Origin of the sequence: Colwellia sp. MB3u-41 (assembly GCF_014076845.1) — a bacterium.
In the GTDB taxonomy this organism is placed as follows: Bacteria; Pseudomonadota; Gammaproteobacteria; order Enterobacterales; family Alteromonadaceae; genus Colwellia_A.
The window spans coordinates 238,280-263,423 of the sequence record NZ_JACGUT010000079.1 but is presented as its reverse complement, the minus strand read 5'-3'; the positions used below and the strand labels follow the sequence as shown (position 1 = coordinate 263,423).

Sequence of the window (25,144 nt, the reverse complement as noted above, 5' to 3'; positions counted from 1 at the left end):
GGAAAGTATATGAAAATCCGTCAATGGATTATGACTATTATAATTTTAGCCGCGGTGATTAGTGGTTTGTATTTTTATAAAACATTTTTACAAGAGGCATCTTCTTCAGGGGCGCAAATGCCAGAGTCTTCAGCAACAGTAAATGCGACTAAAGCTGTGCTTGTTGATTATCAAAAAATGCTGAAAGTCAGTGGCGAAGTACAAGCGTTTAAAGCATTGTCATTAAATAATGAATTTGCTGGTCAAATTACCAAAATCAATGCGAAGTCAGGACATTTAGTTAAAAAAGGCCAAGTACTTGTTGAAATTGACCACCGTGATGAAGACGCTCGGTTAATCGCCGCACAAGCACAGCTAACATTTACTAAAAAAACCTATCGTCGCTATATTGAGTTGAAGAAAAATAACGAAATTAGTGCCGAGCTTGTCGATCAAGCTGAAGCCGCGTTTGAAGTGGCTAAGTCAGATGTAGCGATATTAGAAAGCACTATCTATAAGAAAAAGCTGAGAGCTCCTTTTGATGCAAATGTGGCTATTCATAATCTGGAAGTAGGACAATATTTAGATAAAAATAGTCAGGTACTTACTTTGATTGGTGTGAATGAATTTACTTGGGTTGATTTCTACTTACCACAAGTCTACAAAGAGCTTGTGGTTGGCTCGGTTGTTAAAATCAACCCCATGAACCAGCTGAAATCTTTTGATGCCACAATTATTGCTATCGACCCACAACTTAAACGTGTATCACGTAGCTTGAAATATCGAGCACAAGTGAAATCGTCATTATTAGCCTTAAAACCTAATACCCTAGTCAGTGTTTACTCGCCCATTGCCGCGAAGGCCCTGGTTATTTCAGTTCCTGATGTCGCTATTACGCGTGATCCTCTAGGCAGTTATGTCTTTATTCTAGAGGCTGAAGGCGAAGGAGCTTACCGCGCTAAAAAAGTGAGCGTTATATTAGGAGACCGAAATGATGACCGTGTATTCGTGCTATCAGGTATTAAAGAAGGACAACTCATTGCCACAAAAGGTGCCTTCAAATTATTTCCACAAATGAGAGTGTATGTTGCTGAGTCTTTGTCGGCTAATACGGCTGATAAAATTAGGGCGCTATAATGAAAAAAACTTCAAGCCCAATGTCGAGTAGCAAAGCTTCAGTCATGGACATCTTTGTCCGCCGTCCTGTGGTCGCTTTAGTTTTGTCTATTATCATTTGTTTAGCCGGTCTTTGGTCTATTAGTAAAATACCTGTTTTACAGTTTCCAAAAATAGAAAGCGCTTCGTTAGTCATCGATACCTATTATATTGGCGCCTCTGCTGAAGTGGTACAAGGGTTTGTCACTGAACCTATAGAGCGCGCTGCCGCAACAGTTCCGGGGGTTGAGTATGTTGAGTCTAAAACGACTTCCGGTAGCAGTAAAGTCACAGCATGGCTTAACTTAAATGAAAACAGTACATTGGCTTTAGCTGAATTAACCGCGCGACTGAGTCAAATTCGTTATGAATTACCCGCAGGTTCGCAAGACCCTATCGTGTCGGTGAGCCGAGCCGATCGTCCTTTTGCCGTGTTCTATTTAAATGTTAATGCTAATGGCAATGACTTATCTAAAGTTACCGATTACTTAACGCGACAAGTGAATCCGGTGCTCAACGCGATAGAAGGTGTACAACGTGTTGGTATTGAAGGTGCTAGAACACCAGCGATGCGCATTTGGTTGAATACACAAGCGCTTACGGCCTTTAACTTAAGTTCAAAAGATGTGTATCAAGCTTTAGCTACCAATAACAGTATTGCAACGATGGGCTATGCTGAAAATAGTCGGCAGCGTATTGATATTGTTGCGAATAGCCAATTAACATCAGTAAGTGAATTTGAAGAATTAGTGGTAGCAAATCGTGACGGTGCAACGATTCATTTAACAGATATTGCTCGTATAGAAATAGCCGCAGAAGATGCCAGCATCACGGCAAGACTCAATGATAAAGACACCGTTTATATTTCAATTTGGCCATTACCGGGTGCCAATGAAATTGATATCGGTGACAACCTATATAAAAAAATTGCTGAGTTAAATCAGACACTACCCTTAGGTATGACAATTGATTTTGCCTTTGACGGCACACTTTATATGCGTGATGCATTAAGTGAAATTTTTATCACCTTAATGGAAACTGTCGTCTTAGTGGGTTTGGTCGTTCTCTTGTTAATGGGGTCATTTAGAAGTGCAATGGTACCTTTAATAACCATACCTATTTCTATTCTTGGCGCGGTAGCTGCAATGTCATTTATGGGTTTTTCACTGAACTTATTAACGGTATTAGCGATTGTACTATCGGTTGGCTTAGTTGTTGATGATGCGATTGTGGTCGTTGAAAACGTTGCCCGATTAATGCGCAAGGGCTATTCAAAATTTGACGCGGCTTTAGAAAGTTCACGACAGCTGCTCGTTCCTATTATTTCAATGACCTTAACCTTGGCTGCGGTATATGCTCCGATTGGTTTTTTATCAGGCTTAACGGGTGTTTTATTTAAAGAGTTTGCTTTTACACTGGCAATTGCGGTGATTATTTCAGGTATTGTCGCGATTACTTTATCATCGGTAATGAGCGCACATATACTGCCTAAAGGCGGGGAAGAAGGTTGGTTAACGCAAAAAGTGAACCAACTCTTTGAGAATATTCAGCTAGCCTATGGAGAATTATTACAGCGTATTTTCAAATGGCAGGGACAAGTTTTTTTGATTGCAGCGGTAGTGTCTTTACTCTCGGTGCCTTTTTATTTGCAATCAAAGAAAGAGCTAGCGCCTGTTGAAGATCAAGCAATGGTCATGTTTGTTGTTATGTCACCTCCTGATTCTTCATTGACCTATAACGTTGCTCAAATGGATCCAGTGGTGGAAACACTGCAAGACATTGAAGGCGGTTTAAAAGTTTGGCAACTACTGTTTACTTCAGGTGGGTTTGGTGGTTTAGAACTAGTGGGTGCTGACGACCGTGATTATTCATCACAGGAACTTGTTCCTCAAATGTATGGCAAATTGGCACAAATTCCGGGTTTAAATATGTTACCCATATTACCAGGTTCACTGCCAACGGCAGGACAGTTTGAGATTGAAATGGTGGTTAAATCTTCGGCTTCATATGCCGAAATGAAAAGCTATGCGGATCAATTAGTAGGTGCTGCCTTTGCGAGTGGCAATTTTCTTTTTGCAGACACGGATTTAAAAATAGATTTACCACAAGTTGAATTACAACTTGATCGTCAAAAAATTGCTGACCTTGGGATGAGTGTTGCTGATATTAGTGAGCAAATGAGTATTTTGCTATCAAGTAACTTCGTTAACCGTTTTGATGCTAACGGCAAAGCATATCGCGTTATTCCTATGGTCGATAATAACGTGCGCGGAAAAACAGAAGAAATTCTAGCATTGAACATTAAAATACCTTCAGGGGAATTAATACCTGTTTCAGCCGTTGCTGATTTAAAGTGGAAAACAGTACCACGAGAATTATCAACGTTCGCTCAACAAGCTTCATTTAAAGTTTATGGTGGCGTTGCGCCAGGTGTTAACAAAGAACAAGCACTAGCAACATTAGAAAATGCCGCAAGAAACATGTTACCTACAGGTTACAGTATCGACTATGCAGGTGAATCACGTCAGCTTCGCAAAGAAGGTAGTACTTTAATGATGGTGCTAGGTGTGTCATTACTGATCGTGTTTTTAGTCTTAGCGGTACAATTTAACAGCTTCAGGGATCCCCTTGTGGTGTTGTTAGGTTGTGTGCCATTAGCCTTGTCAGGAGCATTGGTAATACCTTATATGGAGCTAACAACCATTAATATTTACTCACAAATTGGCTTGATCACCTTAATTGGTTTGATTGCTAAAAATGGTATTTTGATTGTTGAATTTGCTAATCATGCGCAGGAAGCGGGTGCTAATAAATTAGCGGCCGTTACCGAGGCGGCAACGACACGTTTGCGTCCAATACTCATGACTACTGCGGCGACTATTTTAGGTCACTTTCCGCTAGTGTTGGTGACTGGAGCCGGAGCAGAAGCTCGAAATAGTATTGGTATTATTCTTGTGGCTGGTATGTTTATAGGTACAATATTTACACTGTTTGTGCTACCCAGTTTTTACCTGTTATTTGCAGAGCGCAGAGAGGCTTTAGCGGAACATAAACAAGACATCACAACCGCCGTAATCTGAATTTAACGGTTAAGACTTTTGTTTTAAACGTTTACTTCAAAAGAAAAGGGCATCACTTATGGTTAAGTGATGCCCTTTCGCTTTTAGCGTATTAAGTTACTCATCGCTACTATTACGCTGTTCGGGTAAATCGCTAGAATATTCGACAAATTCTACTTCAAAGCCATTAGGGTCTAGAAAATACAAGTTAGCCCGATATGGATTTTCAGCCCCTTGTTTATGCACTGCAAAGCCTGCTTCAGCCAATCTACTTTTCATTGCAGACAAGTTAGGGGTTACAAAGGCAAAATGCGCTAAACCTACTTGGTGACCCGTTAAATCACGATTTTCTTCTATGCCATCATCATTGAACGTTAGGTATTGATAATCGTCACCAAAGTGTAGCCAATTGCGCGCCACGCCGTGCCACTCAGCGGTGCCTTTAGCTCTCACTTTCCAATGAGGAAAGGCGGCTTGGTAGAAAGTAAGAGTTTCTGGAATATCATGTACGACTAAGTTTATATGTTCAATGTGTAGCATAAAGATCCTTGGTTATTAAAAGTGACGGCACTATAAAACCTTAAGTTAACTTGAGGGAAGCTGTTTGTAATACATTTATATTATTACCCTTACTGTCGAGAATCTCAAGGAAAGTGAAATATGGTAACGCTGCTAGCTGCTAATTTAACGATAGGTAAGTTAGCTAGCGTTATGGCATAAAGTCATTATTATAAAAACCCAATGGAGAGATTTTATTTTTTATAAGAGATAGACTGTCGCCATTAATTAATTAACGATGATATTTATGGGCTATTTATTTGCAGTGACCCTGCTTTGGGCATTTTCATTTAGTTTAATTGGGGTTTATTTAGCCGGTCAAGTTGATGCGTGGTTTAGCGTTTTGATGCGCATTGCGCTGGCTACTTTAGTTTTTTTACCGTTTTTAAGTTTTAAAAAAACACCAAAGCCCTTAGCTATAAAGCTCATGTTTATTGGCGCGATACAACTTGGCGCCATGTATAGTTTTTACTATCACTCCTTTTTATATTTATCTGTGCCTGAAGTATTATTATTTACGGTAATGACCCCCATTTATATTACGCTACTAAACGATGCGCTTGAAAAGCATTTTAACCCTCGTTTTTTTGTTATAGCCCTTATTGCCGTATGTGGTGCGTTAGCTATTCGCTATGAAAGTATTAATAGTAACTTTTTGATGGGCTTGTTATTAGTGCAAGCGGCCAATATGTGTTTTGCCACAGGGCAAGTGACTTACAAACGTTTAATGAGCAACAGTAAGGTGGATCATAAAACTGTATTTGGGTGGTTTTTTATTGGCGCATTATTAGTCGCTACTGTGTGTTATGTTTTATTTGGCAATACAGATAAGTTACCCAGTACACCAATTCAATGGGGAGTGCTCATTTACTTAGGCATCGTTGCTTCGGGCTTAGGCTACTTTGGGTGGAATAAAGGCGCGACGTTAGTCAATGTAGGTGCGTTAGCCGCAATGAATAATGTACTTATTCCAGCAGGTATTGTTGTTAATGTACTGATTTGGAACCGGGAGGCGGACATACTGAGGTTAAGTATTGGTGGTGGAATTATTTTGGCCGCTTTATTACTTAATCAGATAAGCACTATACCTTCGAAGGACAAAGTCTTGTCTGTTGACTAACCTACAATATTAAAGGATGACAAAAACCAATTTTCTGTTGGCAATGTTAACCAGACAGCAAAGGTAAGAAAATCAAAGGGTCAGAGCAATTGATTGTAGCGAGTGATATTCAATGGCCGATAGGTATTTTAGTACTTTTAAGTTATGGCAATACAAGTAAATGAATGAACTAAATGGTGGCACAGGATCCTGTTGAGTCCACCTCAGAACGCTAACTTTTGCCACATAGCCGTCCTAATTTAGACACGGATTTATCTTAATAAATAGTCCGCTTAGCCAACCATTGCGGTCACTCTAAAATTGCATTAGCACGAATCTTGATGGTTATTTGGAAAAAAAATCTATAATCTCTTTCACCCAAGTTGGAGTATATTTATCATCAAAACGTTCTGCCATAACTGAAATGTATTTTAATGCAAAATCATCTTTCATTTTTTCATCAGAAAAGAAATTTTCTATTTCCCAATTTCTTAAATTACCAGTTGTAGTATTTCCTTTAATATTTTGTATTCCGTCTGTATCTATTAAGTATTTACCATCAACTTCAAGCTGTATTAGTGTTTCTAAAAAAACTTCAGGATTAAGTGATTTTTCGATATCAATTGGTTGTTGTCTTTCTTCGACTTCAAAATTAATTAATTCAGTAACGTGATTATCACCAACAGAAAGTCTTTTTAATATTATGTGGGGTTTTAAATCTTTATATTGGACTACACCATTTTTTCTTAAGTTAGCATCTGTATCAGTTAAACAAAACACTCGACCGTTGTTTTTAGCGCCAATAATTTCATGTATTGGTAAAGATATATACGTATGGAACTTTTTAACTAGCTCAACTCCACCGACAGGAATTATCTGTAAATTTAATTCCTCTTTTATATTTCTCAAAAAATAATCTAGATATATCTGATCACTTGAACCTTCACATATCAACCAGTTATATGGATTACTTGTCGTTAATGAGTGGAAAATTGATTGAACCAAATCGTTGGTACTTTTTAAAGAAAAATCTTTTGGTAGTTTTTTTGTTTGATAGGGATATCTGTATAAATCGACTGTCTGATCAAAAACTACAATTTCATCAGAACCAGAATCTTTCTCTTTTATTTCTGTTTTAATAAAATGCACCAACCCTCTATCAACAATTGGTAAGAAACCATACCAATGTGTAGTTAATAAAACCTGTGCAAATTTTGATACTTTTTTTAATTTTTCAAATTGTTCATAACAAATCGCTGTATGTAGTGAATTTTCAGGTTCATCTATACCTATTATGATTATTTTATCTCTTTCTTTTTCTTCTTTTAAAAAAACATAGACCAAGTTTATTAAAGATTCTCTTTTCTCTCCTGCACTTAATTCACTCATTTTTTTAGATAATTTAACTTTATCCCTGCTACCTTTCATCAATACTCTTTTCTTGAAATACATCTCAAGGATCGTATCGACTAGTGAGGTTTGAGTTAGTTTTTTAGTACCTGTATCACCAGTATCATAATAATAATTACCCTCCATCTTCCCTTCTAATTCATTTACAAATGAATCAAGTCGAGTATTAATGTTTTCGATATCTTTAGGTCGTAGCGATTTCTTAATTTCATTCACAACTTCTTTATTGAATATTTTCTGCATTTCTACAGTCTCAATTTTAGTGAAGTCTTCTGAATTTATCTCAACTGGAATATATACATAGGAATAAATGTCTTTTAATTCTTTCAGAAAGTTTTTTTCTGAGAAATTAGGTTCTAATTCTTTCAATAGGCTTTTTTGAATGGAATCACCAAAAGGAAATAAAATTTTGTGTTCTATTGTTTCCCCAGCAAAAATTAAAAAATGTGTATCTCTATGACTTTCAATTAGCTTGTCTCGGATTTCAAAAAACTGATCTCTTTTATCTTTCTGCTCCAATTCCCAAAAATAGTTACTTATGGTTTCGAAATTACTTGTTAATCGAGGTGCTTTATCTTTAGGTATTAAAAAGAGAGGACAAATATACGAATCCGTGGCATTAGTGTTTTTTGTAAGAAGCCACGTTTTATTATTTAAAAAAGTGTCTAAAGCTTCAAGAATAGAACTTTTACCTGCTCCATTTTCACCAGAATAAGCAACGAAGTTATGCTCATGACCAATAGGAATGTATTTAATATTCTTATACGCTTTGAAATGCCTTACTTGCAACCCAATTATCATCCGTAATTCCAGTATTGTGCGTAAATTATTGTTTTACCTATACTAAACTAATTATTACTCTTGAGCTATATTGTATTAAAGTTTAAGTCTTCTTAACTTCAATAGTTCAACAGAGTAATTAATAAGTTTAGTCTTTAAAATGGTAAAGTTAGCGTCTAGGGATAACTTACCAACTGCAGCTTTGAGTCTTGAAGGGGAAGTTGGGGCTAAGGAGTTGCTATCTTCCGCTTAGCGCACAAAATGATCCTAAATATTGCTGATTGAATATCAAGTATTATGACTGAAACATCGTCTTTTCAGAAAAGCGAACTTTGATGTATCCCTTTAAAAATAATTAACCGTAAATGAGACTAGTATCAATCATTATACGTAGTCACAGACATTCATCTGCGGCTCAAATCACTAATAGGTGATTAAGTACTTATGATCACTAATACCACTTTGTTAGCGTTAACTGATAAATGAACGAAGGCTGTCTATGTTTGAGGTTTAATTAATCGTTTGGGTATAAAACTCAGAAAAATATTTACCCCCCTTAATCTCAATGATTAAGCGTAATTTGTAGCTTTCGCCTTTATTGGCAATCAAACTGCCGAGAGGTGTTTCGCGCTTCCAGTAATAAGGAGAGTCTTTCATTCCCAGCTGAAAAGGGGTCGCTTGGTTGGCTTTATCGACCAGGAATAAAGTCGCGGTGTCGATAGGAAATGTAGAGTTTACCGTTGTTATTCCTTTCTCATCCATAACATTAACTTCAAATTCTCCAGTTTTTAATATACATTTTTGATTACTCACATCGCAATGTCCAAACGGTACTAATTCGAAGGCTCGCGCTTGGCTAGCGCTATTTTCTTCCCATAAATCAGCTAATGCAAAACCTAAAATAGTCAGAATAGGGGCAACAATAATAGCTGTTTTGGTGTGTTTGTTCATAAAATTTCCTATGAGTGTATGTTACTTCGTCATGCTGAATTTATTTTAGTATCTTAAATCGAGATCCTGAAATAAATTTAGGATGACGGCTACTTAGCCAGTTCGGAGGTAAGAATTACGTCTGCTTTGGCAGATTAGATTGATTGAGTATATCGTAATTAGAAAATAAAAAGCCCTATTTATAAACGTTAAATAGGGCTTTAGTTTAATCAATCAATAAGTCGTTGTTAGACTAATTAGTGATCATGTGCTTCTGAAACACCACCATGTGGCGTACGGAAGTTTTCAACCATCTGTTGGATATGAGCGGGCGCTGGACCTGTTACTTTTAACATAGCGAAAGCTACTGCAAAGTTAACAGCTGCCCCTACTGAACCAAAAGCATTGGGTGAAATTCCGAAGAACCAGTTTGGACCCATATCACCAAGGAATGAAGTGCCAGGAATAAACATAATGCCTTTATGTTGGAATACGTACAACATAGTGACACCGATACCTGAAATCATACCAGCAACCGCTGCTTTACCGCTCATTTTTTTAGCGAATATACCCATCATTAACGCTGGGAATATTGACGATGCGGCCAAACCAAAGGCTAGCGCCACCGTTCCTGCGGCAAAGCCAGGCGGATTTAAACCCAGCCAGCCAGCAACGAGTACTGATATTGTCATCACCACACGACCGGCCAGTAGCTCATTTTTCTCTGATAAGTCAGGTGTTAATATACCTTTCATTAAATCATGAGAAATAGAGGACGATATCGCTAATAATAAGCCAGCTGCGGTAGATAACGCGGCAGCTAAACCACCTGCGGCAACTAAAGCAATGACCCAGTTTGGTAAGTTAGCGATTGCAGGATTAGCCAATACCATAATGTCGCGGTCAACTTTAACCATTTCATTGGTTGCTTTATCTGCAGTGTACTGAATTTTACCATCGCCATTTTTTTCTTCATACTTTAATAGGCCAGTTTTTTCCCAATCTTTAAACCACTGAGGACGCTCAGCATAATCTAAATTTTGACCCGCTACTGGTTCTATAGTATTCATTAGGTTTAAACGTGCCATTGCGCCAACTGCAGGAGCAACTGTGTACAACAATGCGATGAAAACTAACGCGTAGCCTGCTGACTGACGTGCCGCTTTTACTGATGGTACCGTGAAAAAGCGCATAATAACGTGAGGCAAACCTGCAGTACCTATCATCAGTGACAAGGTATAAGCGAACATATTTACTGTGCCACCCATGTTGTCAGTGGTGTACTCTTTAAAGCCGAGTTCAGTCACTACAAGATCTAACTTATCGAGTAAGTAAACACCACTACCGTCGGCTAATGTAGAACCTAAACCTAACTGTGGAATAGGGTTACCTGTTAACTGAAGTGATATGAAGACTGCTGGAATTGTATAAGCAAAAATTAATACTATGTACTGAGCGATTTGCGTGTAAGTAATACCTTTCATACCACCGAGTACGGCATAAACCCAAACAACGAACATACCGATGTAAAGACCATTGTCATACTCAACTTCTAAAAAGCGAGAGAAAGCAACACCAACACCTTTCATTTGACCGATGATGTAAGTTAAAGACGCGATGATTAAACAAACAACGGCAACAACACGTGCGGTTTTTGAGTAGTAACGGTCAAAAATGAATTCAGGTACGGTGAATTTACCGTGTTTACGCATGTAAGGTGCAAGTAACATGGCCAGTAGTACATAACCACCAGTCCAACCCATTAAGAAAACTGAGCCACCGTAACCTAGGAAAGAAATCATGCCCGCCATTGAAATAAATGACGCTGCACTCATCCAATCGGCACCAATCGCCATACCATTTTGCAGAGGTGTAACACCACCACCGGCAACATAAAAGTCACTGGTTGAACCTGCACGTGCCCACCAGGCAATAGCAAAGTAAACGGCGAAAGAACCAAATACCGCAATGTATGTATAGAGTTTTAACTCATCCATTATGATTCCTCGACGTTATATTTTTTATCAAGATCGTTCATTTTTTTGGTATACCAAAAAACTAAACCGACAAATGTGTAAATTGAACCTTGTTGTGCAAACCAGAAACCAAGTTTGTACCCACCGAGACGAATTTCATTTAAGGGTTCAACTAATAGCAAACCGAAACCAAATGAAACCACGAACCAGATAACAAGACATATAAATATTAGGCGCAGATTTTCTGACCAATATGACTGTTTCTCTTCCATTATCCTCTCCTAGCAACTTAACTTATCTGGGTTTAACCCAGTTATTATGTAAAGCGTTTATTATTTTTTTACGCTTGATTTATCACCTGTTTTACCAATTAAGGTAGTCGTTAGATTTACTATTAATTCGGACCAATGATAAAACCCAGATCAAAATTCATAGTGAAATTTAACTAGTATTGACACTAACAAGGTTTTTAGCGTTGAGGTATTACACTTTAGTCTAGATCTTGTGTTTTATGGTTGACGCGAGAGGGTTAAATGCACTAAAAATAGCTATCTACTAAGTTTTTCTTCGTTAAAGGCAGCAACAATATGGACAGTGAACTCGCCGAAATTAGTGCTTTTATTCAAGCTATTCCACCCTTCGACACCTTACCAGCAACGGTGACCTTACAGCTGGTCAAAGAAATTAATATTTGTTACGTAAGGGCTAAACAGCCCTTGCCACCCAAAGGTATTGAAGAGGCGCGTCTTTATATATTACGCAAAGGCGCATTGGTTTATACCGATCATAATGGCCAGTTAGTCGGGAAATATACTGAAGGGGAAATTTGCAGTGTATTTTGTCGCCCCGCGCAACGTAATGAAGTGAATGTAAACACCGAAGAAGACACTTTACTGTACAGTCTTAACTATCAAAAATTGTTATCTTTAGTGACTGATTATCCGCAAATAGACGCCTTTTTTATGCAAACAGCCGCAGAGCGTTTAAAAGGCAAAATGAGTAAGGTAAATGAAGAGGCGATTATCAATTCTTCGTTGATTAATAACCCGATTAGCCAATTTTATCATAAGCCAGTATTAACCATTAATAGCGAACAAAGTATTCAACAAGCGGCGATAGAAATGACAGCAAAAGATGTTTCTTGTTTAGTGGTGATTAATCCTGAAAAAGATACAGCAAGTGTACCTGTTGGCATAGTTACTGACAAAGATATTCGTCGACGGTGCGTAGCGGAAGGTTTACCTTTTACTCGCCCCGTAAGTGAAATCATGACAATAGATATGGCAACGTTACCCGAGCAAAGTAGCGCCTATGACGCGCTCATGTTGATGACCAGTAAGCGCATTCACCATTTACCCATTACTGGTTTTAGCCAATCTGGAGAATACGGTGAATTAGTGGCAATGGTTACTATCACTGACTTAATGAATAATGAAGGTCATAATGCTGTGAATATCACCAGCATTATCCGTAAAGCGGGTACTATTAATGATTTGATTCGTATTAGTAAGTTGTTGCCAAAATTACAGATCCGTATGGCTAAACTTGGTACAAGTGCTGATCATGTTGGTAAAAGCATTAGCGCGATAACTATGGCATTTACCATTCGAATTATTGAAATGTCAGAAAAAATCAATGGTAAAGCGCCCGTGCCTTATGCGTGGTTAGCCTGTGGTTCTCAAGGGAGACAAGAGCAACTTGCTCATTCTGATCAAGATAATGCCTTGATTATTTCTGACGATTTAAGGCCTGAACATGAGGCATGGTTTGAAAATTTAGCCTCTTTTGTTTGTGATGGTCTTGCCGCGTGTGGTTTTGTGTTATGTCCTGGCGATATTATGGCAACTAACCCTAAATGGCGACAGCCTCAAAAAAAATGGCACAAATACTTTGAACAATGGGTAAATACGCCACGTCCACAAGCGTTGCTAAACGGGTGTGTTTTTTTTGATTTAACAACAGTACACGGTGATGAATCTTTGCTTAATGACGTACGCGTTAAGCTATTGAAAAAAACGAGTGGCAATAGTTTGTTTCTCGCACACATGTCAAGAAATGCTTTGATGTTAAGACCTCCACTGGGCTTTTTTCGTGATTTTGTTCTTATTTCGGATGGCGACCATAAATCAAGCTTAGACATTAAACATAACGGTATTGCGCCGATTGTTGATCTAGCAAGAATTTACGCGTTGGCCGAAGGCATTGCATCAGTAAATACCATTGAACGCTTACAAAAAGCAGCGGGAACTCCTTCTATCTCTAGAGAGTCAGCCGCTAATTTAATTGATGCTTATGAATTTTTGGGGATTTTACGTTTAGAGCACCAAGCTAATTTATTGCAAGTAAACAAAGAGGCTAATAATTATTTGTCTCCTAAGAAATTATCTAAACTCGAACGTGAGCATTTAAAAGATGCTTTTAAAGTGATTAAAGCATTGCAAGACAGTCGTCAGTCAACGTCTTAAAGAGAAGGGTATAAGTATGATCAGCAATCACCCCTTTTTTTATAGGTTACTCGGCTATGAAGCGCAGCGTAAACGTGCTTGGGCACGTGCCCCCAAAGGAGCATTAAAAGACTTTCTTTCAATAGAATTTCCTGACCCCAATACACCTTTAAGTGATATTGATATCTTGTCAGTTGATTTTGAAACCACAGGCCTTCACGCCATTAATGATAAATTACTAAGTGTGGGCTTTATCGGGATAAAACAGCAGCAGATATCGTTAAAAGACAGTTATCACCAAATAATAAAGACCAAAGATGAGCTTTCAGCAGATAACGTGATTATTCATCAGATAACCGATCAGCAAAAAGAACAAGGTGCGCCATTAAAAGAAGTAGTTGAAGTGTTGCTCAACGCATTAGCTGGAAAAGTGATGTTAGTGCATTTTGCACGAATTGAAAGGCAGTTTTTGCAACAAGCATGCCTTGAACTTTATGGCGTAGCGCCGGTTTTTCCTATGATAGACACCTTAATGATAGCGAAACGGCAATTAGATAAAAAAGATGTCGCTTACGACCCTTCAGACTTAAGATTGTCAGCTTTACGTTATCAGCATGGCTTGCCTAATCATTTTGCTCATAATGCTTTAAATGACGCAATAGCAACGGCTGAGTTATTAATGGTACAAGTGAGCAATATGCCTAATAGTACACTTAAACTCAACGATTTATTGCTGTAATTGTTGTTGAGTTTGCTGGTTAAAATGATGCGTAAGTCATTCGTGCAAAGTGGCAGTGGTATTTTTAAGCGAAAAATTAAATTTGAAAAAATACCACTGTGTAAATGGACCTATTTTTATTTGAAATGAGATTTTGTGTCCGCTTATGCTTTATCGATTGAGGGCGATTTAGCATTCGCTTTGATTATTTCAATATCAACTTTATCGATGAGTAATAATACGTCAGCTAATTTTTTTCGTAAATCGGCAGAAAGCTTATTAGGGAAGCTACTTTTCTTAGCGACAGAAAGCGATTCACGGCGAATAACGATATCGAGTAAATTTTTAATAGAGTCGGTATTTGACAGTGCTAATGCGGGGAGTTGCTTTTCTACTGCTTGGTTAAAACAATCGTATGACTCTTGTAATGCTACTTTTGCCTGTTTTAGTCTAGCCATGAAACCACCTATTTTTTTGTTGTTAGAGGCCTCGTGGTGTTTATTTTTGAAAAATAAAAGCACCCAGAGGCATTAACTACAATAAATAGATTTTAAACTTTGTCTAGTGTTATTCGTTAGGTGCTGGTTTTTTCTTTTTTGATGATTGCAAATAATTCATCTTTTAAATGTAAGCGCTGCTTTTTTTGTTGGTCTAGATATTCGTCAGAAGTATTTTCAACACCTTGTTCTATATGGCGTACCTCTTGATTTAGCTCATGGTAGGCTTTGAATAAGCGATCAAAATGTGCGTCATTCATTTTAAGGTTATGTATTTCATCCGTAAACTCTGGGAATTCATGGTGTAAATCATGTTTTTCTATTATCATTTTTCTTCCTTATTGTGCGCAGTTGATACAAGTGATTGTGTAAGGTAAAACGTGTAACCTTTTCGTGTTAATCGCGGTATCACAGCTGGCACAAAAACCATATTTATCATTTTTTAAACGATCTAACGCGGCAATAACATGCTTTAATTCAGCTTTCGCTTCGTGATGAATTTTATCGAGTACTTCATCATTTTCTGTTTCGGTAGCTTGTTCAGCAAAGTCTGGCGAGCGGCCTTTGTGAAAGTCGGCTTCGATAGCACTAATACGATGTTCCAACTGAGATTTTTTCTCCGTTAAAGAGGCGAGTATTTCTTGATTTTTCATATCATTTTCCTTTTTATGTTAACGGCCATAACTTCATTTTATGCAAATGTTAGCTAATTTCCTTGATCTAGCTCATGCAAACGTGAACAAGCAAATGATTATAAATATATTTCGAAGCAATAAAAAAGACGCTTGAAGCGTCTTTTTTAAGAATTATTTACGAACTTTTTTTATTTTTTAGAGAAAACAAATTCTTTTGGTGGCGTTGCACCCATTAAGTGTTCTACGAAATAATCCCAACGTTTACGCATCATATAAGGTTCGCGCGCAAAACCGTGACCACGGTTTGGCAGCATTAACATATCGAAATCTTTGTTAGCCTTGATCAAAGCTTCAACCACAATCAAGGTATTGTAAGGCGGAACATTAGTATCGGTTGTGCCGTGAGCAATCAATAACTTGCCCTTTAAGCTTTCAACCGATAACTGGTTTGCTTGGCTATCGTAGTTGCTGGTGCCATCTTCATTTTTTACTTCAAGACCATGGTATTTCTCGCCCCATTCGTCAGCATAGTTACGGTTATCATGATTACCGGCTTGTGATACCGCCACTTTGTAGAAATCTGGGAAAGTTAATAAAGCACGAGTTGATGCAAAACCACCACCTGAATGCCCCCAAATACCCACGCGCGTTGCATCAATCCAGCTATGTTTTTTAGCTAACTGCTGAATAGCTGACACTTGATCAGGAATACCACTGTCACCCATGTTGCCGTAATAAAAGTCATGAAACGCTTTCGAGCGACTCGGCGTGCCTAACGCGTCAATTTCAATCACAATAAAGCCTAATTCAGCAATTGATTGATTGTCTCCACGAGAACTGCGGAAATGACGACCTCGGATACTTCCTACCTGTGGACCCGGATATAAATAGTTAACGACAGGGTAAGACTTACTCGCGTCAAAATTTGTTGGTTTGTACAGTAAACCGTAAATGTCATTTTCACCGTTTCTGTCTTTTACAATAAATTCAACGGGAGCTTTCCAACCAGAATCTTTTAACTTACTGATATCCATAGTTTCAATGGTGAATTCTTTTTTATTATCAATTGCGCGAACCCTACTCGTTTCAGCAATTGTTGGTGTCGCGGTGCGATCTAAGAAGTGTGTTCCTGCTTTGTTTAACGTAATACGGTGATGTTTTTTCTCTGGTGTTAATAAGGTTAAATCAGAACCATCTTTGTTTACGCTATAGAGGTAATGGTAATAGGGATCGCCACCTTCTTTACCTGCGCCAGTGAAAATTAGCTTACCTGTGTTTTGGTCAACATGCAGTAATTCAATAACGGTCCAATCGCCTTGGGTAATCGGTTGTTTAATTTTACCTGTCGCTAAATCAACAAGGTATAAATGTCCCCAATTACTTCGCTGTGAAAACCAAATGGCTTCATTGCTTTTCTCTAGGTATTTCCAACTAATACCGTCAACACCTGACTCAAAAAAGCTATTTTGCGTTTCAGACATAACAACTTTTATTTTACCCGTATTAGCATCAGCAATTTTTAACGTGGCAGTTTTGTGATCGCGCGTTGAAGAAACAAAAGCAAACGTGTTGCTGTCATCAGCCCAATCTATATCTAATAACTCGCCATTACGTCCTGCGACATGGTCAGTAATTGTTGAGCGATGAGCATCGGGTTCCATATCAAGTGGTGTCACTTTTTGAGTCTCAATGTCGATAACGACTCGATGAATAGCAAAAATATGTTCGTCACCCGGGAGCGGGTATTTCCATACGTCAATGTCAGGATGACCCACAGCGGTTGAAACAATGCCCATGTCGCCAACTTTACGACCATCATGCTTAAAGGTAGTTAATTTTTTTGAATTAGGTGCCCAAATCACTACGGGTGAGTCACGACGCACCCAACCTGCGTTATTGGTCGCGTAACCAAAATCTTTAACGCCGTCTGTGGTTAGCTGGCTTTCTTTATCTGTTGTTAAGTCACGCAACCATAAATTATGTGCACGAATAAATACCGCTTGTTTGCCGTCAGGCGATACATTCTCATCACTTTTTTGTGCTAATTCATCAAGATTACATAAGTAAGTCTCTAAATCACACTGGTAACTTTTCGCTTTTACTGAGAGTTTAATGTTGCTTGCTGAGGTGAATTCTACTTGATAAAAAGGGAGTTCATCGTGATTTATTTCGGTTTCTGTAACACGGGCCAGTGAGTCAGCTAGCTTTTTATGATCGAAAGCAAGCGATTTTTTTTGGCTGTTAGTATTAACTTTAAAAAACTGGTCACCGTCTTTTGTATGACTGCGGTAAACCAACGTACCATTGTCTGACCATAAAGGATAATCAACAGTACCGGTTACTAACTTACTGGTATGGCTTGCTAGTTGCTGTTCTGCCTTTTTGTAGTCGTTAACGCTGAGCTGTTTTGCTGACAAAACGGTTGGCGTCAGAGCAGAGATAAGCGCAACGCCACTGGCAAGAATAAGAGATTTTCTCATCTAAATTTACCTTTTTTCATTATGAGTTATTCACCTGATAATAATACAAGTAATGCTATTGCCAGCCTAACATTTCCTTATGGTTTCGAGTGTGATTATCGTTAAATATACGACTTTATAAGGTGAATTAATCAAAATTAGCAATAAAAAACATCCGCTTTAGACTTATGTCTAATTTCTAAATACCCATTAACGTTTTAAGTTATGAAAATAAAATAATAATAAAACGATAAAAAGTAGCCAACGGATCGTATCTGCAGTTTTCCTAGGCTAATACACAATAAACGGGGATAGCAAAATGTTCAATAAGAAAAAGCTTCTATTAGCAACAGGATTATTAGCGTTGGCGGGCAGTGCAAATGCGGCTTACGAAATTAAATTAGACAATAACGATACCATTACTTTCGGTGGTTATATAAAAGCTGATGCACGCTACACCGATGGCACCGTTGCAGCAACAGATTATTGGTATGGTAGTGGTACTGCCTTAACCGAAAGTATTTCGAACTTTGGTATTGCGGTTAATGAATCGCGTATTAATACCAAATATCAACATGGTGATTTAACCGGTTTTATTGAAATGGATTTCTACGGTGAGGCGGTTAGAGGGGGGGGCAACGAAATTATTTCTAATTCATCAAACCCACGTATTCGTCACGCTTTTATTAAATACAAAAATCTATTAATTGGTGAAACATGGTCAACTTTTGTCAATACCAGCGCGCTCGCTGAAGCGGCTGATTTTGGTGGACCATTAGTAGCAGCAGCATTTATTCGTCAGGGACAAGTACGTTACACCATGGGTAATTTTCAAGTTTCTGTTGAAAATCCAGAATCATACGGTGGTGTAAGTGGTAACGACTCAATGCCGGATATTATTGGTCGTTATAATTTCAAAGGTGATTGGGGTAACGTGGCTATTGCTGCAGTAGCTAAGCAATTACAAACCGTTGGTGGTAACGAAGAGTCAGCATTGGGCTATGGTATTTCTGGCCGTATAAATACCTTTGGCAAAGATGATTTTCGCTTCCAATTTCATGGTGGTGAAGTTGGTCGTTATGTCGGTGTTACGGCTTCAAAAGATTTAATTGGTGAAGAAGTTGAAGAAACAACGTCAATTAGTGTTGCCTATCGTCACTTTTGGTCTGAAGGGTTACGAAGCACAGCATTTTATGGCAATACAACCACAGATGTCGCTGATTATGACCGTACCCATTGGGGCGTAAATTTATTCAAAAATGTGACCAAGCAATTATCATTTGGTGTTGAAGTGGGTAACTTTGAAATGGAAGATAAAAATGTTGACTCCGATTACCTACAATTTTCAGCAAAATATGTTTTATAGGTCATAAATCGACATACAGACAAAAGAAATTCACACGTTCTTGCGTTAGTTGACCTCCTATTCTGAGGTTGTTTGGGGAAGCTTTTGCTTCCCCTTTTTTATGTTCAGGATGAACGGTATGTCGTGGTGCCATGGATGGCAAGTAGCGACGAATGTTCAGGATGAACGGTATGTCGTGGTGCCATGGATGGCAAGTAGCGACGAATGTTCAGGATGGCCTTTCTCAGATATCCTGTATTTCAAGGCATTAGTGCATCCTTGCACGTCAACGGTGATGATTTTGTTTCAGATAAATCATTAGTACCTACGTCGATGTAGTCAATGTCGTAGTGCCAAGACTGTTTTTACTTTTTTAACTTAGCAAAAGCATCGGCAAAGGCATTACCCATTGCCGCATTGTCATTCGTCTTCGGTTGTGGTTTTGCACTTCGTTGCTGATTGGGTTTGGTATTTTTTGCAACGGTATTCTGTGAACGGTCATGAGGCTTATTGGCAGAAGTTTTTTGCTCTGACTTCGAGGTAACTGTTTCATCTAAACGCATTGATAAGCTAATACGTTTTCTTGCCGCATCAACCTCCATCACTTTTACCTTAACAATATCGCCTGCTTTAACCACTTCACGTGGGTCGCTAACAAACTTATCAGTGAGTGAGGAGATATGTACTAAGCCATCTTGATGAACACCTAAATCGACAAAAGCACCAAAGTTGGCAACGTTTGAAATCACGCCTTCGAGTATCATACCGACAGTTAAGTCGTTAATCGTATTCACCCCTTCCTTAAATTGTGCTGCTTTAAACTCAGGGCGAGGGTCACGGCCGGGTTTTTCTAGTTCACTAACAATATCTTTAAACGTTAACTCACCAATATTGATATCTTTGAGATCTGTGATATTAATTTGATTTAATTGCTCACTGTTGCCTATTAAATCAGTAATATTACTCTTAAGTTGAGCGATGATTTTTTCAATCACGGGATAGCTTTCAGGGTGAACCCCTGAATTGTCGAGTGGGTTTTTACCCCCCGCAATACGTAAAAAACCTGCCGCTTGTTCAAAGGCTTTCGGCCCCAAACGCGCGACTTTTTTGAGTTCTTTTCGATCATTAAAGCGACCATGCTCGTCTCGGTAGGCCACTACGTTATCAGCCATGGTTTTATTTAAACCGGAAACTCGAGTTAACAATGCCGCTGAAGCACTGTTTAAATCAACGCCAACATTATTTACACAATCTTCTATAACATTGTCGAGGGTTTTACTGAGTTGGCTTTGACTAACGTCATGTTGATATTGACCAACCCCAATCGCTTTAGGGTCAATTTTTACTAATTCAGCTAAGGGGTCTTGTAATCGTCGTGCGATAGAAACAGCGCCACGAATAGAAACATCTAAATCAGGAAACTCTTTCGCTGCAAATTCTGAGGCAGAATACACAGAAGCACCTGCTTCACTGACCATCACTTTTTGTGGTTTATTTTTTTCTAAAGCTTGAATAACCTCTGCCGCAAGTTTGTCACTTTCACGCGAGCCGGTACCATTACCAATGGCCAGTAATTGTACTTTGTGCTGCTGACATAAACTTACTAACGTTCGTAATGACTTCTCCCAATGATTTTGTGGTGCATGGGGGAAAATAGTAGCGGTTTGTAATAACTTACCTGTCGCATCAACAATCGCAATTTTACAACCTGTGCGCATACCGGGGTCTAAACCTAAGGTTGTTTTCGCGCCAGCTGGAGCGGCCATTAACAAATCACTTAGATTAGTGGCAAAAACTTTTATTGCGCCAGTTTCTGCTTGTTCACGCAAGTTACCCAGCAACTCTGTCTCTAAACTCAGGCTTAATTTGATTTTCCATGCCCAACGAACGACCTTAGTCATAAATTCAGCGGCAGCTTGTCCGGTTAAGCGCAAATTATAGTGTTCACAAATAATTTGTTCTGCACTTGAGTAATGACTATCTTCTTGAGTTGGGTCTACATTAATGCTGAGTTGTAGAATTTTTTCATTACGACCACGAAGCATCGCCAAAGCGCGATGTGAAGGAACATTTTTTAATAATTCTGAGTGCTCGAAATAGTCGCGATACTTTGCCCCTTCTTGCTGTTTTCCTTTGGCAACAACGCTTGATAAATGCGCTTGTTTTAATAAATGTTTACGCAATTTCTGTAATAAATTGGCATCTTGAGCAAAACGTTCGATGAGGATGTAAATTGCGCCCTCAAGTACTGATTTTTCATCGCTAAACCCAGCATTATCATTGATAAAAGCCTTTGCTTCAACTTCTGGTGTTAATGTCCAGTTGTTATAAAGATTATTGGCAAGGGGTTCTAAACCGCCCTCTATCGCTATGTGACCTTTAGTGCGACGTTTGGGTTTGAAGGGTAAATATAAATCTTCTAAACGGGTTTTGTTGTCAGCTTGTTGTAATTCTTTTTCTAATGATGGCGTTAATTTATCTTGTTGCGTAATGCTGGTAATAATAACTTTTCGACGGTCTTCAAGTTCACGTAAATAGCTTAAACGCTGGTCAATATGGCGCAGATGATTATCGTCTAACCCTTGGGTAACCTCTTTTCGGTAACGGGCAATAAAAGGTACAGTTGCACCATCATCAAGCAAACTAATTGCTGAAGTTATTTGAGCGGTTTTAACGTTAAGTTCTGTTGCGATGAGTTCAGCAATGGTAGCCATTAATTGACGAGCCTTTTTGAAAGAGTAAATTTAAAGCATTATATTGCCATGGTTCGATACTGGCATCAATTTGCATGTTTAGTTGGTGTAGACGAGTGTTTGAAAAACGAATGTGTCTTGTTGTTTTTTATTTTAATGAAGACGTTAAGCCAAGTTAACTTCAATGAGCTCACTTGGCTTTAAATGGGATATTATAATACTTCGTTTTCGGAGACGTCGGTGGATAAATCAGTCGATAACCACTGACAAATCAGGTCGTTTGCTGATTCTAAACCGGTATATTTTAAAGATGAAAAAGCTTGTACAGTAATATCAGCATTTAATGGTGCTAACGTTTTCTTTACCTGTAACACTTCCGAGCTTCTTTTGCCCTGTGAAAGCTTATCGCATTTTGTTAATAACGCTAATATTGGCAAATCGCTGTCAGCAGCCCATTGAATAAGATCCATATCCAAATCTTTTAATGGATGGCGTATATCCATTAAAATAACAAGACCTTTTAAGCAATCACGTTTTTCTAGGTATTCCCCTAACGCCTTTTGCCATTTCTTTTTCATTTCAATCGGCACTTTAGCGAAGCCATACCCAGGTAAATCAACTAAGCGTCTGTTAGGTGCGACTTCAAAAATGTTTATTAACTGCGTACGACCCGGAGTTTTACTGACACGAGCTAAACCTCGTTGATTTGTTAAGGTGTTTAATGCGCTTGATTTACCTGCGTTTGAACGTCCGGCAAAGGCCACTTCGATACCGCTGTCTTCAGGCAAGCGACGAATATCCGGCGCACTTAATGTGAAAGTGGCTTTACTTAAATGAATAACAGGTGATGACAAAATAGCGTCCAATAGATAATAAAAAAAGCATTATATCTTTTTTTTCTCGTGAAACAGTAAAAAGTGTCATTTTTTAAGCTTAATTTTTACTGTGCTTATTACACAGGGGCAATATTAGTGTAAAATATTAATAGTTTTTATATCCACCCTTTTGTTTTTTAGTGAATACTTAATAAAAGTAGCAGAGCAGAGAGCCATTCAATGAATAAAATTATTTTTTCGTTAATTCTTGCCGTAACGAGTATTAATGTCGCATTCGCAGCAGTCGGAAACGCTGATGCAGGTAAAAGTAAAGCCGCTATGTGTGCAGCTTGTCATGGTGCTGATGGAATTAGTATAGTTGAAACATATCCTAATTTAGCCGGTCAACAGGCTGATTATATTGCCACTCAACTACAAGCTTTTAAAAGTGGGGCACGTGTTAACGCTACAATGGCGTCGATGTCTGCCGGTTTATCTGAACAAGACATGGACGACTTAGCGGCTTATTTCTCAAGTTTAGATAGAGGTGGTGCAACCGCTTCAACAGATGGCGCTGAAACAAATTCAGTTGTTGCTGTTGCCGAAGTGGCCCCAGTTGCTTATATTGCTAATGCGATCGCAGGTAAAAGCCTTTACGAACTAGGTGACCCGTCGCGTAACATTGCTAGCTGTATTGGTTGTCATGGTAAAGAGGGTAATAGTAAAGTATTAATTAACCCAAATTTAGCAAACCAACATGCGCAGTACATTGAAACACAGTTACATGCTTTTAAAGACAAAACTCGTATTAATTATGCAATGAATCAATTTGCGGGTGCAATGACTGATGAAGATATCGCCGATATGGGGGCATATTTTGCTGATACAAAAGCCGTTGCTCATGTTGTAGCGAAACGTGTTGCTACGGTTGCTGTTATTACTGAAGAAGCGATTGCGGGTAAGGCAAAATCAGCGGTTTGTTCTGCTTGTCACGGTGTAGGTGGTAACAGTATCGTGCCAATGTACCCTAAGTTAGCGGGGCAACATGCTGAGTACACGGCAAAACAACTTAAAGAATTTAAATCAGGTGCTCGAGAAAATGCGGTTATGGCTGGTATGGCTGCAGCGCTTTCTGAACAAGACATGGCTGAACTAGGTGCTTATTTTGCGAGTCAAAAACCTACGCCAGGTAATGGCAAGGAATCTGCTTTTGGGCGAAAACTATACTTTGGTGGTGATGCTGAACGCGGTATTACCGCCTGTATCGCTTGCCATGGTGTCTCTGGTAAAGGTATCGCAAAAGCCGGTTTTCCAGTGGTTGCTAACCAAAGTGTTGAATATTTAACGGCTCAGTTAACCAGTTTTAAAGCCGGTGAACGTTACAATGACCGTAATGGTATGATGCGCAACATAGCTAAACGCTTGAAGCAAAAAGATATTGATGCACTAGCGCAATTTATGTCTTCTTTGAAATAAAGTCGTGCTAAGGTAATATTGAAAAAAAGCAGCTTAATAAGCTGCTTTTTTATGCCTGTAACATTTAACAATGAGAAAATTCGTGTAAACTACTTTATATTAAAACTACAATGCTTAAGGTTAACACCTTATTCATACATTTGTAGTTGCAGTTAATTAGCCACATACAGAGAGTTCATCGATGAAAAGAATACTATTAAGCTTGGTTTTATTAGGAACAGGTGTACTAAATATCTCCCATGCTGCTCAAGGCAATATTGAAGCGGGTAAAGCAAAATCGGCAATGTGTGCAGCATGCCACGGTGTCGATGGTAATAGCATGGTACCAATGTACCCAAGTCTTGCAGGGCAAAGCGCCAGCTATCTAGCCAAACAATTAGCTGAGTTTAAAGAAGGAATGACCTCGGGTGGTAAAAAGGGTCGTGCTAACGCTATTATGGGCGGTATGAGTATGGCGTTGAGCAACGAAGACATGCTTGATTTAGGTGCATATTATGGTGCTCAAACGTTAAAGTCTGCTGGCGGTGAAACAAGCGAAGTGGGTAAAGCATTATATTTTGGTGGTGATGCTGAACGCGGCATTACTGCTTGTATCGCTTGTCATGGCGCCGATGGAAAAGGCATGTCACAAGCTGGTTTTCCTGCGCTTGCTGGGCAACATGCTATGTACTTGAAATCTCAGCTTGACAACTTTCGTTCTGGTGCTCGTCATAATGACAGGAATGCTATGATGCGTAATGTTGCTGTTAAATTAGAAGATAGTGATATTGACGCTTTAGTGCAGTACATGTCGACGATAAAGTAATTTATCAAAATAATATCCTGAACATCGTCACTCTTTCACATCTACGTGATCATGACATACCGTTCACCCTGAACATTGTCACTCTTTCACATCCATGTAATCATGACATACCGTTCATTCTGAACATAAAGCAGCTAACTTGAGCTGCTTTTTTATTGGCTAAAATTCACTGATGTCGTACACTGAAATGGACCCTGCTAGTCGTAATATATTGATTCTAAAGCAAGGAGAAGTCTTTTAATGGAACAAGTTCTCTTGTGAAAAATCATTCAGTAGTGAACAACATGATTGCCTGTCATCAATGCGATTCA

At 38.7% G+C, this 25,144-nt stretch carries 19 protein-coding genes; 8 read left to right on the top strand and 11 right to left on the bottom strand.

The annotated features are described in order from the left end of the window. The first annotated feature begins 9 nt into the window (after positions 1-9). Positions 10-1,116, top strand: a complete 1,107-nt coding sequence (locus H4J73_RS12390; protein WP_182182301.1) for an efflux RND transporter periplasmic adaptor subunit — start codon at positions 10-12, stop codon at positions 1,114-1,116. Then, a complete protein-coding gene (locus tag H4J73_RS12385) occupies positions 1,116-4,214 on the top strand; it encodes an efflux RND transporter permease subunit (protein ID WP_404851871.1) in 3,099 nt (1,032 codons plus the stop codon). Before H4J73_RS12390 ends, H4J73_RS12385 begins: the two co-directional genes overlap by 1 nt. A gap of 96 nt (positions 4,215-4,310) precedes the next feature. Here H4J73_RS12385 and H4J73_RS12380 read toward each other — a convergent pair whose 3' ends face one another. Continuing rightward, entirely contained in the window at positions 4,311-4,733 is a 423-nt protein-coding gene (locus H4J73_RS12380; RefSeq protein ID WP_182182300.1) for a VOC family protein, read from the bottom strand. Between the two features lie 265 nt (positions 4,734-4,998). Here H4J73_RS12380 and H4J73_RS12375 point away from each other — a divergent pair, with 265 nt between their 5' ends. Continuing rightward, positions 4,999-5,871, top strand: coding sequence for a carboxylate/amino acid/amine transporter (locus H4J73_RS12375; RefSeq protein ID WP_182182299.1), 873 nt, complete (start codon positions 4,999-5,001; stop codon positions 5,869-5,871). A gap of 324 nt (positions 5,872-6,195) precedes the next feature. Here the strand turns inward: H4J73_RS12375 and H4J73_RS12370 are convergent, their stop codons facing one another. From H4J73_RS12370 to H4J73_RS12355, 4 genes are all read right to left on the bottom strand, one after another. Beyond that, positions 6,196-8,061, bottom strand: coding sequence for an ATP-dependent endonuclease (locus tag H4J73_RS12370; RefSeq protein WP_182182298.1), 1,866 nt, complete (start codon positions 8,059-8,061; stop codon positions 6,196-6,198). A gap of 489 nt (positions 8,062-8,550) precedes the next feature. Then, positions 8,551-8,991, bottom strand: a complete 441-nt coding sequence (locus H4J73_RS12365; protein ID WP_182182297.1) for a hypothetical protein — start codon at positions 8,989-8,991, stop codon at positions 8,551-8,553. Between the two features lie 236 nt (positions 8,992-9,227). After that, positions 9,228-10,967 carry a sodium:solute symporter family protein gene (locus H4J73_RS12360; RefSeq protein WP_182182296.1) on the bottom strand — a complete coding sequence of 580 codons (1,740 nt, stop codon included), beginning with the start codon at positions 10,965-10,967 and terminating at the stop codon, positions 9,228-9,230. After that, entirely contained in the window at positions 10,967-11,218 is a 252-nt protein-coding gene (locus tag H4J73_RS12355; RefSeq protein ID WP_182182295.1) for a DUF4212 domain-containing protein, read from the bottom strand. The genes H4J73_RS12360 and H4J73_RS12355 overlap by 1 nt, the downstream gene beginning before the upstream one ends. A gap of 315 nt (positions 11,219-11,533) precedes the next feature. Between H4J73_RS12355 and H4J73_RS12350 the strand changes: the two genes are divergently transcribed. Together H4J73_RS12350 and H4J73_RS12345 are read left to right on the top strand one after the other, a co-directional pair. Then, positions 11,534-13,411: a putative nucleotidyltransferase substrate binding domain-containing protein gene (locus H4J73_RS12350; protein ID WP_182182294.1), complete on the top strand. Its 1,878-nt coding sequence runs from the start codon at positions 11,534-11,536 to the stop codon at positions 13,409-13,411. Between the two features lie 16 nt (positions 13,412-13,427). Next, a complete protein-coding gene (locus H4J73_RS12345; RefSeq protein ID WP_182182293.1) occupies positions 13,428-14,129 on the top strand; it encodes an exonuclease domain-containing protein in 702 nt (233 codons plus the stop codon). Positions 14,130-14,272: 143 nt separating this feature from the next. Here H4J73_RS12345 and H4J73_RS12340 read toward each other — a convergent pair whose 3' ends face one another. From H4J73_RS12340 to H4J73_RS12325, 4 genes are all read right to left on the bottom strand, one after another. Beyond that, positions 14,273-14,566 (bottom strand): hypothetical protein, encoded by a 294-nt coding sequence (locus tag H4J73_RS12340; RefSeq protein ID WP_182182292.1) that lies wholly within the window; start codon positions 14,564-14,566, stop codon positions 14,273-14,275. Positions 14,567-14,682: 116 nt separating this feature from the next. Next, entirely contained in the window at positions 14,683-14,934 is a 252-nt protein-coding gene (locus H4J73_RS12335) for a YdcH family protein (protein WP_182182291.1), read from the bottom strand. 9 nt (positions 14,935-14,943) lie between these two features. After that, positions 14,944-15,258: a TraR/DksA C4-type zinc finger protein gene (locus H4J73_RS12330; protein WP_182182290.1), complete on the bottom strand. Its 315-nt coding sequence runs from the start codon at positions 15,256-15,258 to the stop codon at positions 14,944-14,946. A 170-nt stretch (positions 15,259-15,428) separates the two neighbouring features. After that, a complete protein-coding gene (locus H4J73_RS12325; protein WP_182182289.1) occupies positions 15,429-17,720 on the bottom strand; it encodes a DPP IV N-terminal domain-containing protein in 2,292 nt (763 codons plus the stop codon). A gap of 298 nt (positions 17,721-18,018) precedes the next feature. Between H4J73_RS12325 and H4J73_RS12320 the strand changes: the two genes are divergently transcribed. After that, positions 18,019-19,065 carry a DcaP family trimeric outer membrane transporter gene (locus H4J73_RS12320; protein WP_182182288.1) on the top strand — a complete coding sequence of 349 codons (1,047 nt, stop codon included), beginning with the start codon at positions 18,019-18,021 and terminating at the stop codon, positions 19,063-19,065. A gap of 344 nt (positions 19,066-19,409) precedes the next feature. Here H4J73_RS12320 and H4J73_RS12315 read toward each other — a convergent pair whose 3' ends face one another. Beyond that, positions 19,410-21,758, bottom strand: coding sequence for a Tex family protein (locus H4J73_RS12315; protein WP_182182287.1), 2,349 nt, complete (start codon positions 21,756-21,758; stop codon positions 19,410-19,412). Positions 21,759-21,949: 191 nt separating this feature from the next. Beyond that, positions 21,950-22,591: a ribosome biogenesis GTP-binding protein YihA/YsxC gene (yihA, locus tag H4J73_RS12310; RefSeq protein ID WP_182182286.1), complete on the bottom strand. Its 642-nt coding sequence runs from the start codon at positions 22,589-22,591 to the stop codon at positions 21,950-21,952. A 201-nt stretch (positions 22,592-22,792) separates the two neighbouring features. On the opposite strand from yihA, the gene H4J73_RS12305 reads away from it, so the two are divergent. Together H4J73_RS12305 and H4J73_RS12300 are read left to right on the top strand one after the other, a co-directional pair. Next, positions 22,793-24,028 (top strand): cytochrome c, encoded by a 1,236-nt coding sequence (locus H4J73_RS12305; protein WP_182182285.1) that lies wholly within the window; start codon positions 22,793-22,795, stop codon positions 24,026-24,028. Between the two features lie 181 nt (positions 24,029-24,209). Then, positions 24,210-24,833, top strand: coding sequence for a cytochrome c (locus H4J73_RS12300; RefSeq protein ID WP_182182284.1), 624 nt, complete (start codon positions 24,210-24,212; stop codon positions 24,831-24,833). The last annotated feature ends 311 nt before the right edge of the window (positions 24,834-25,144 follow it).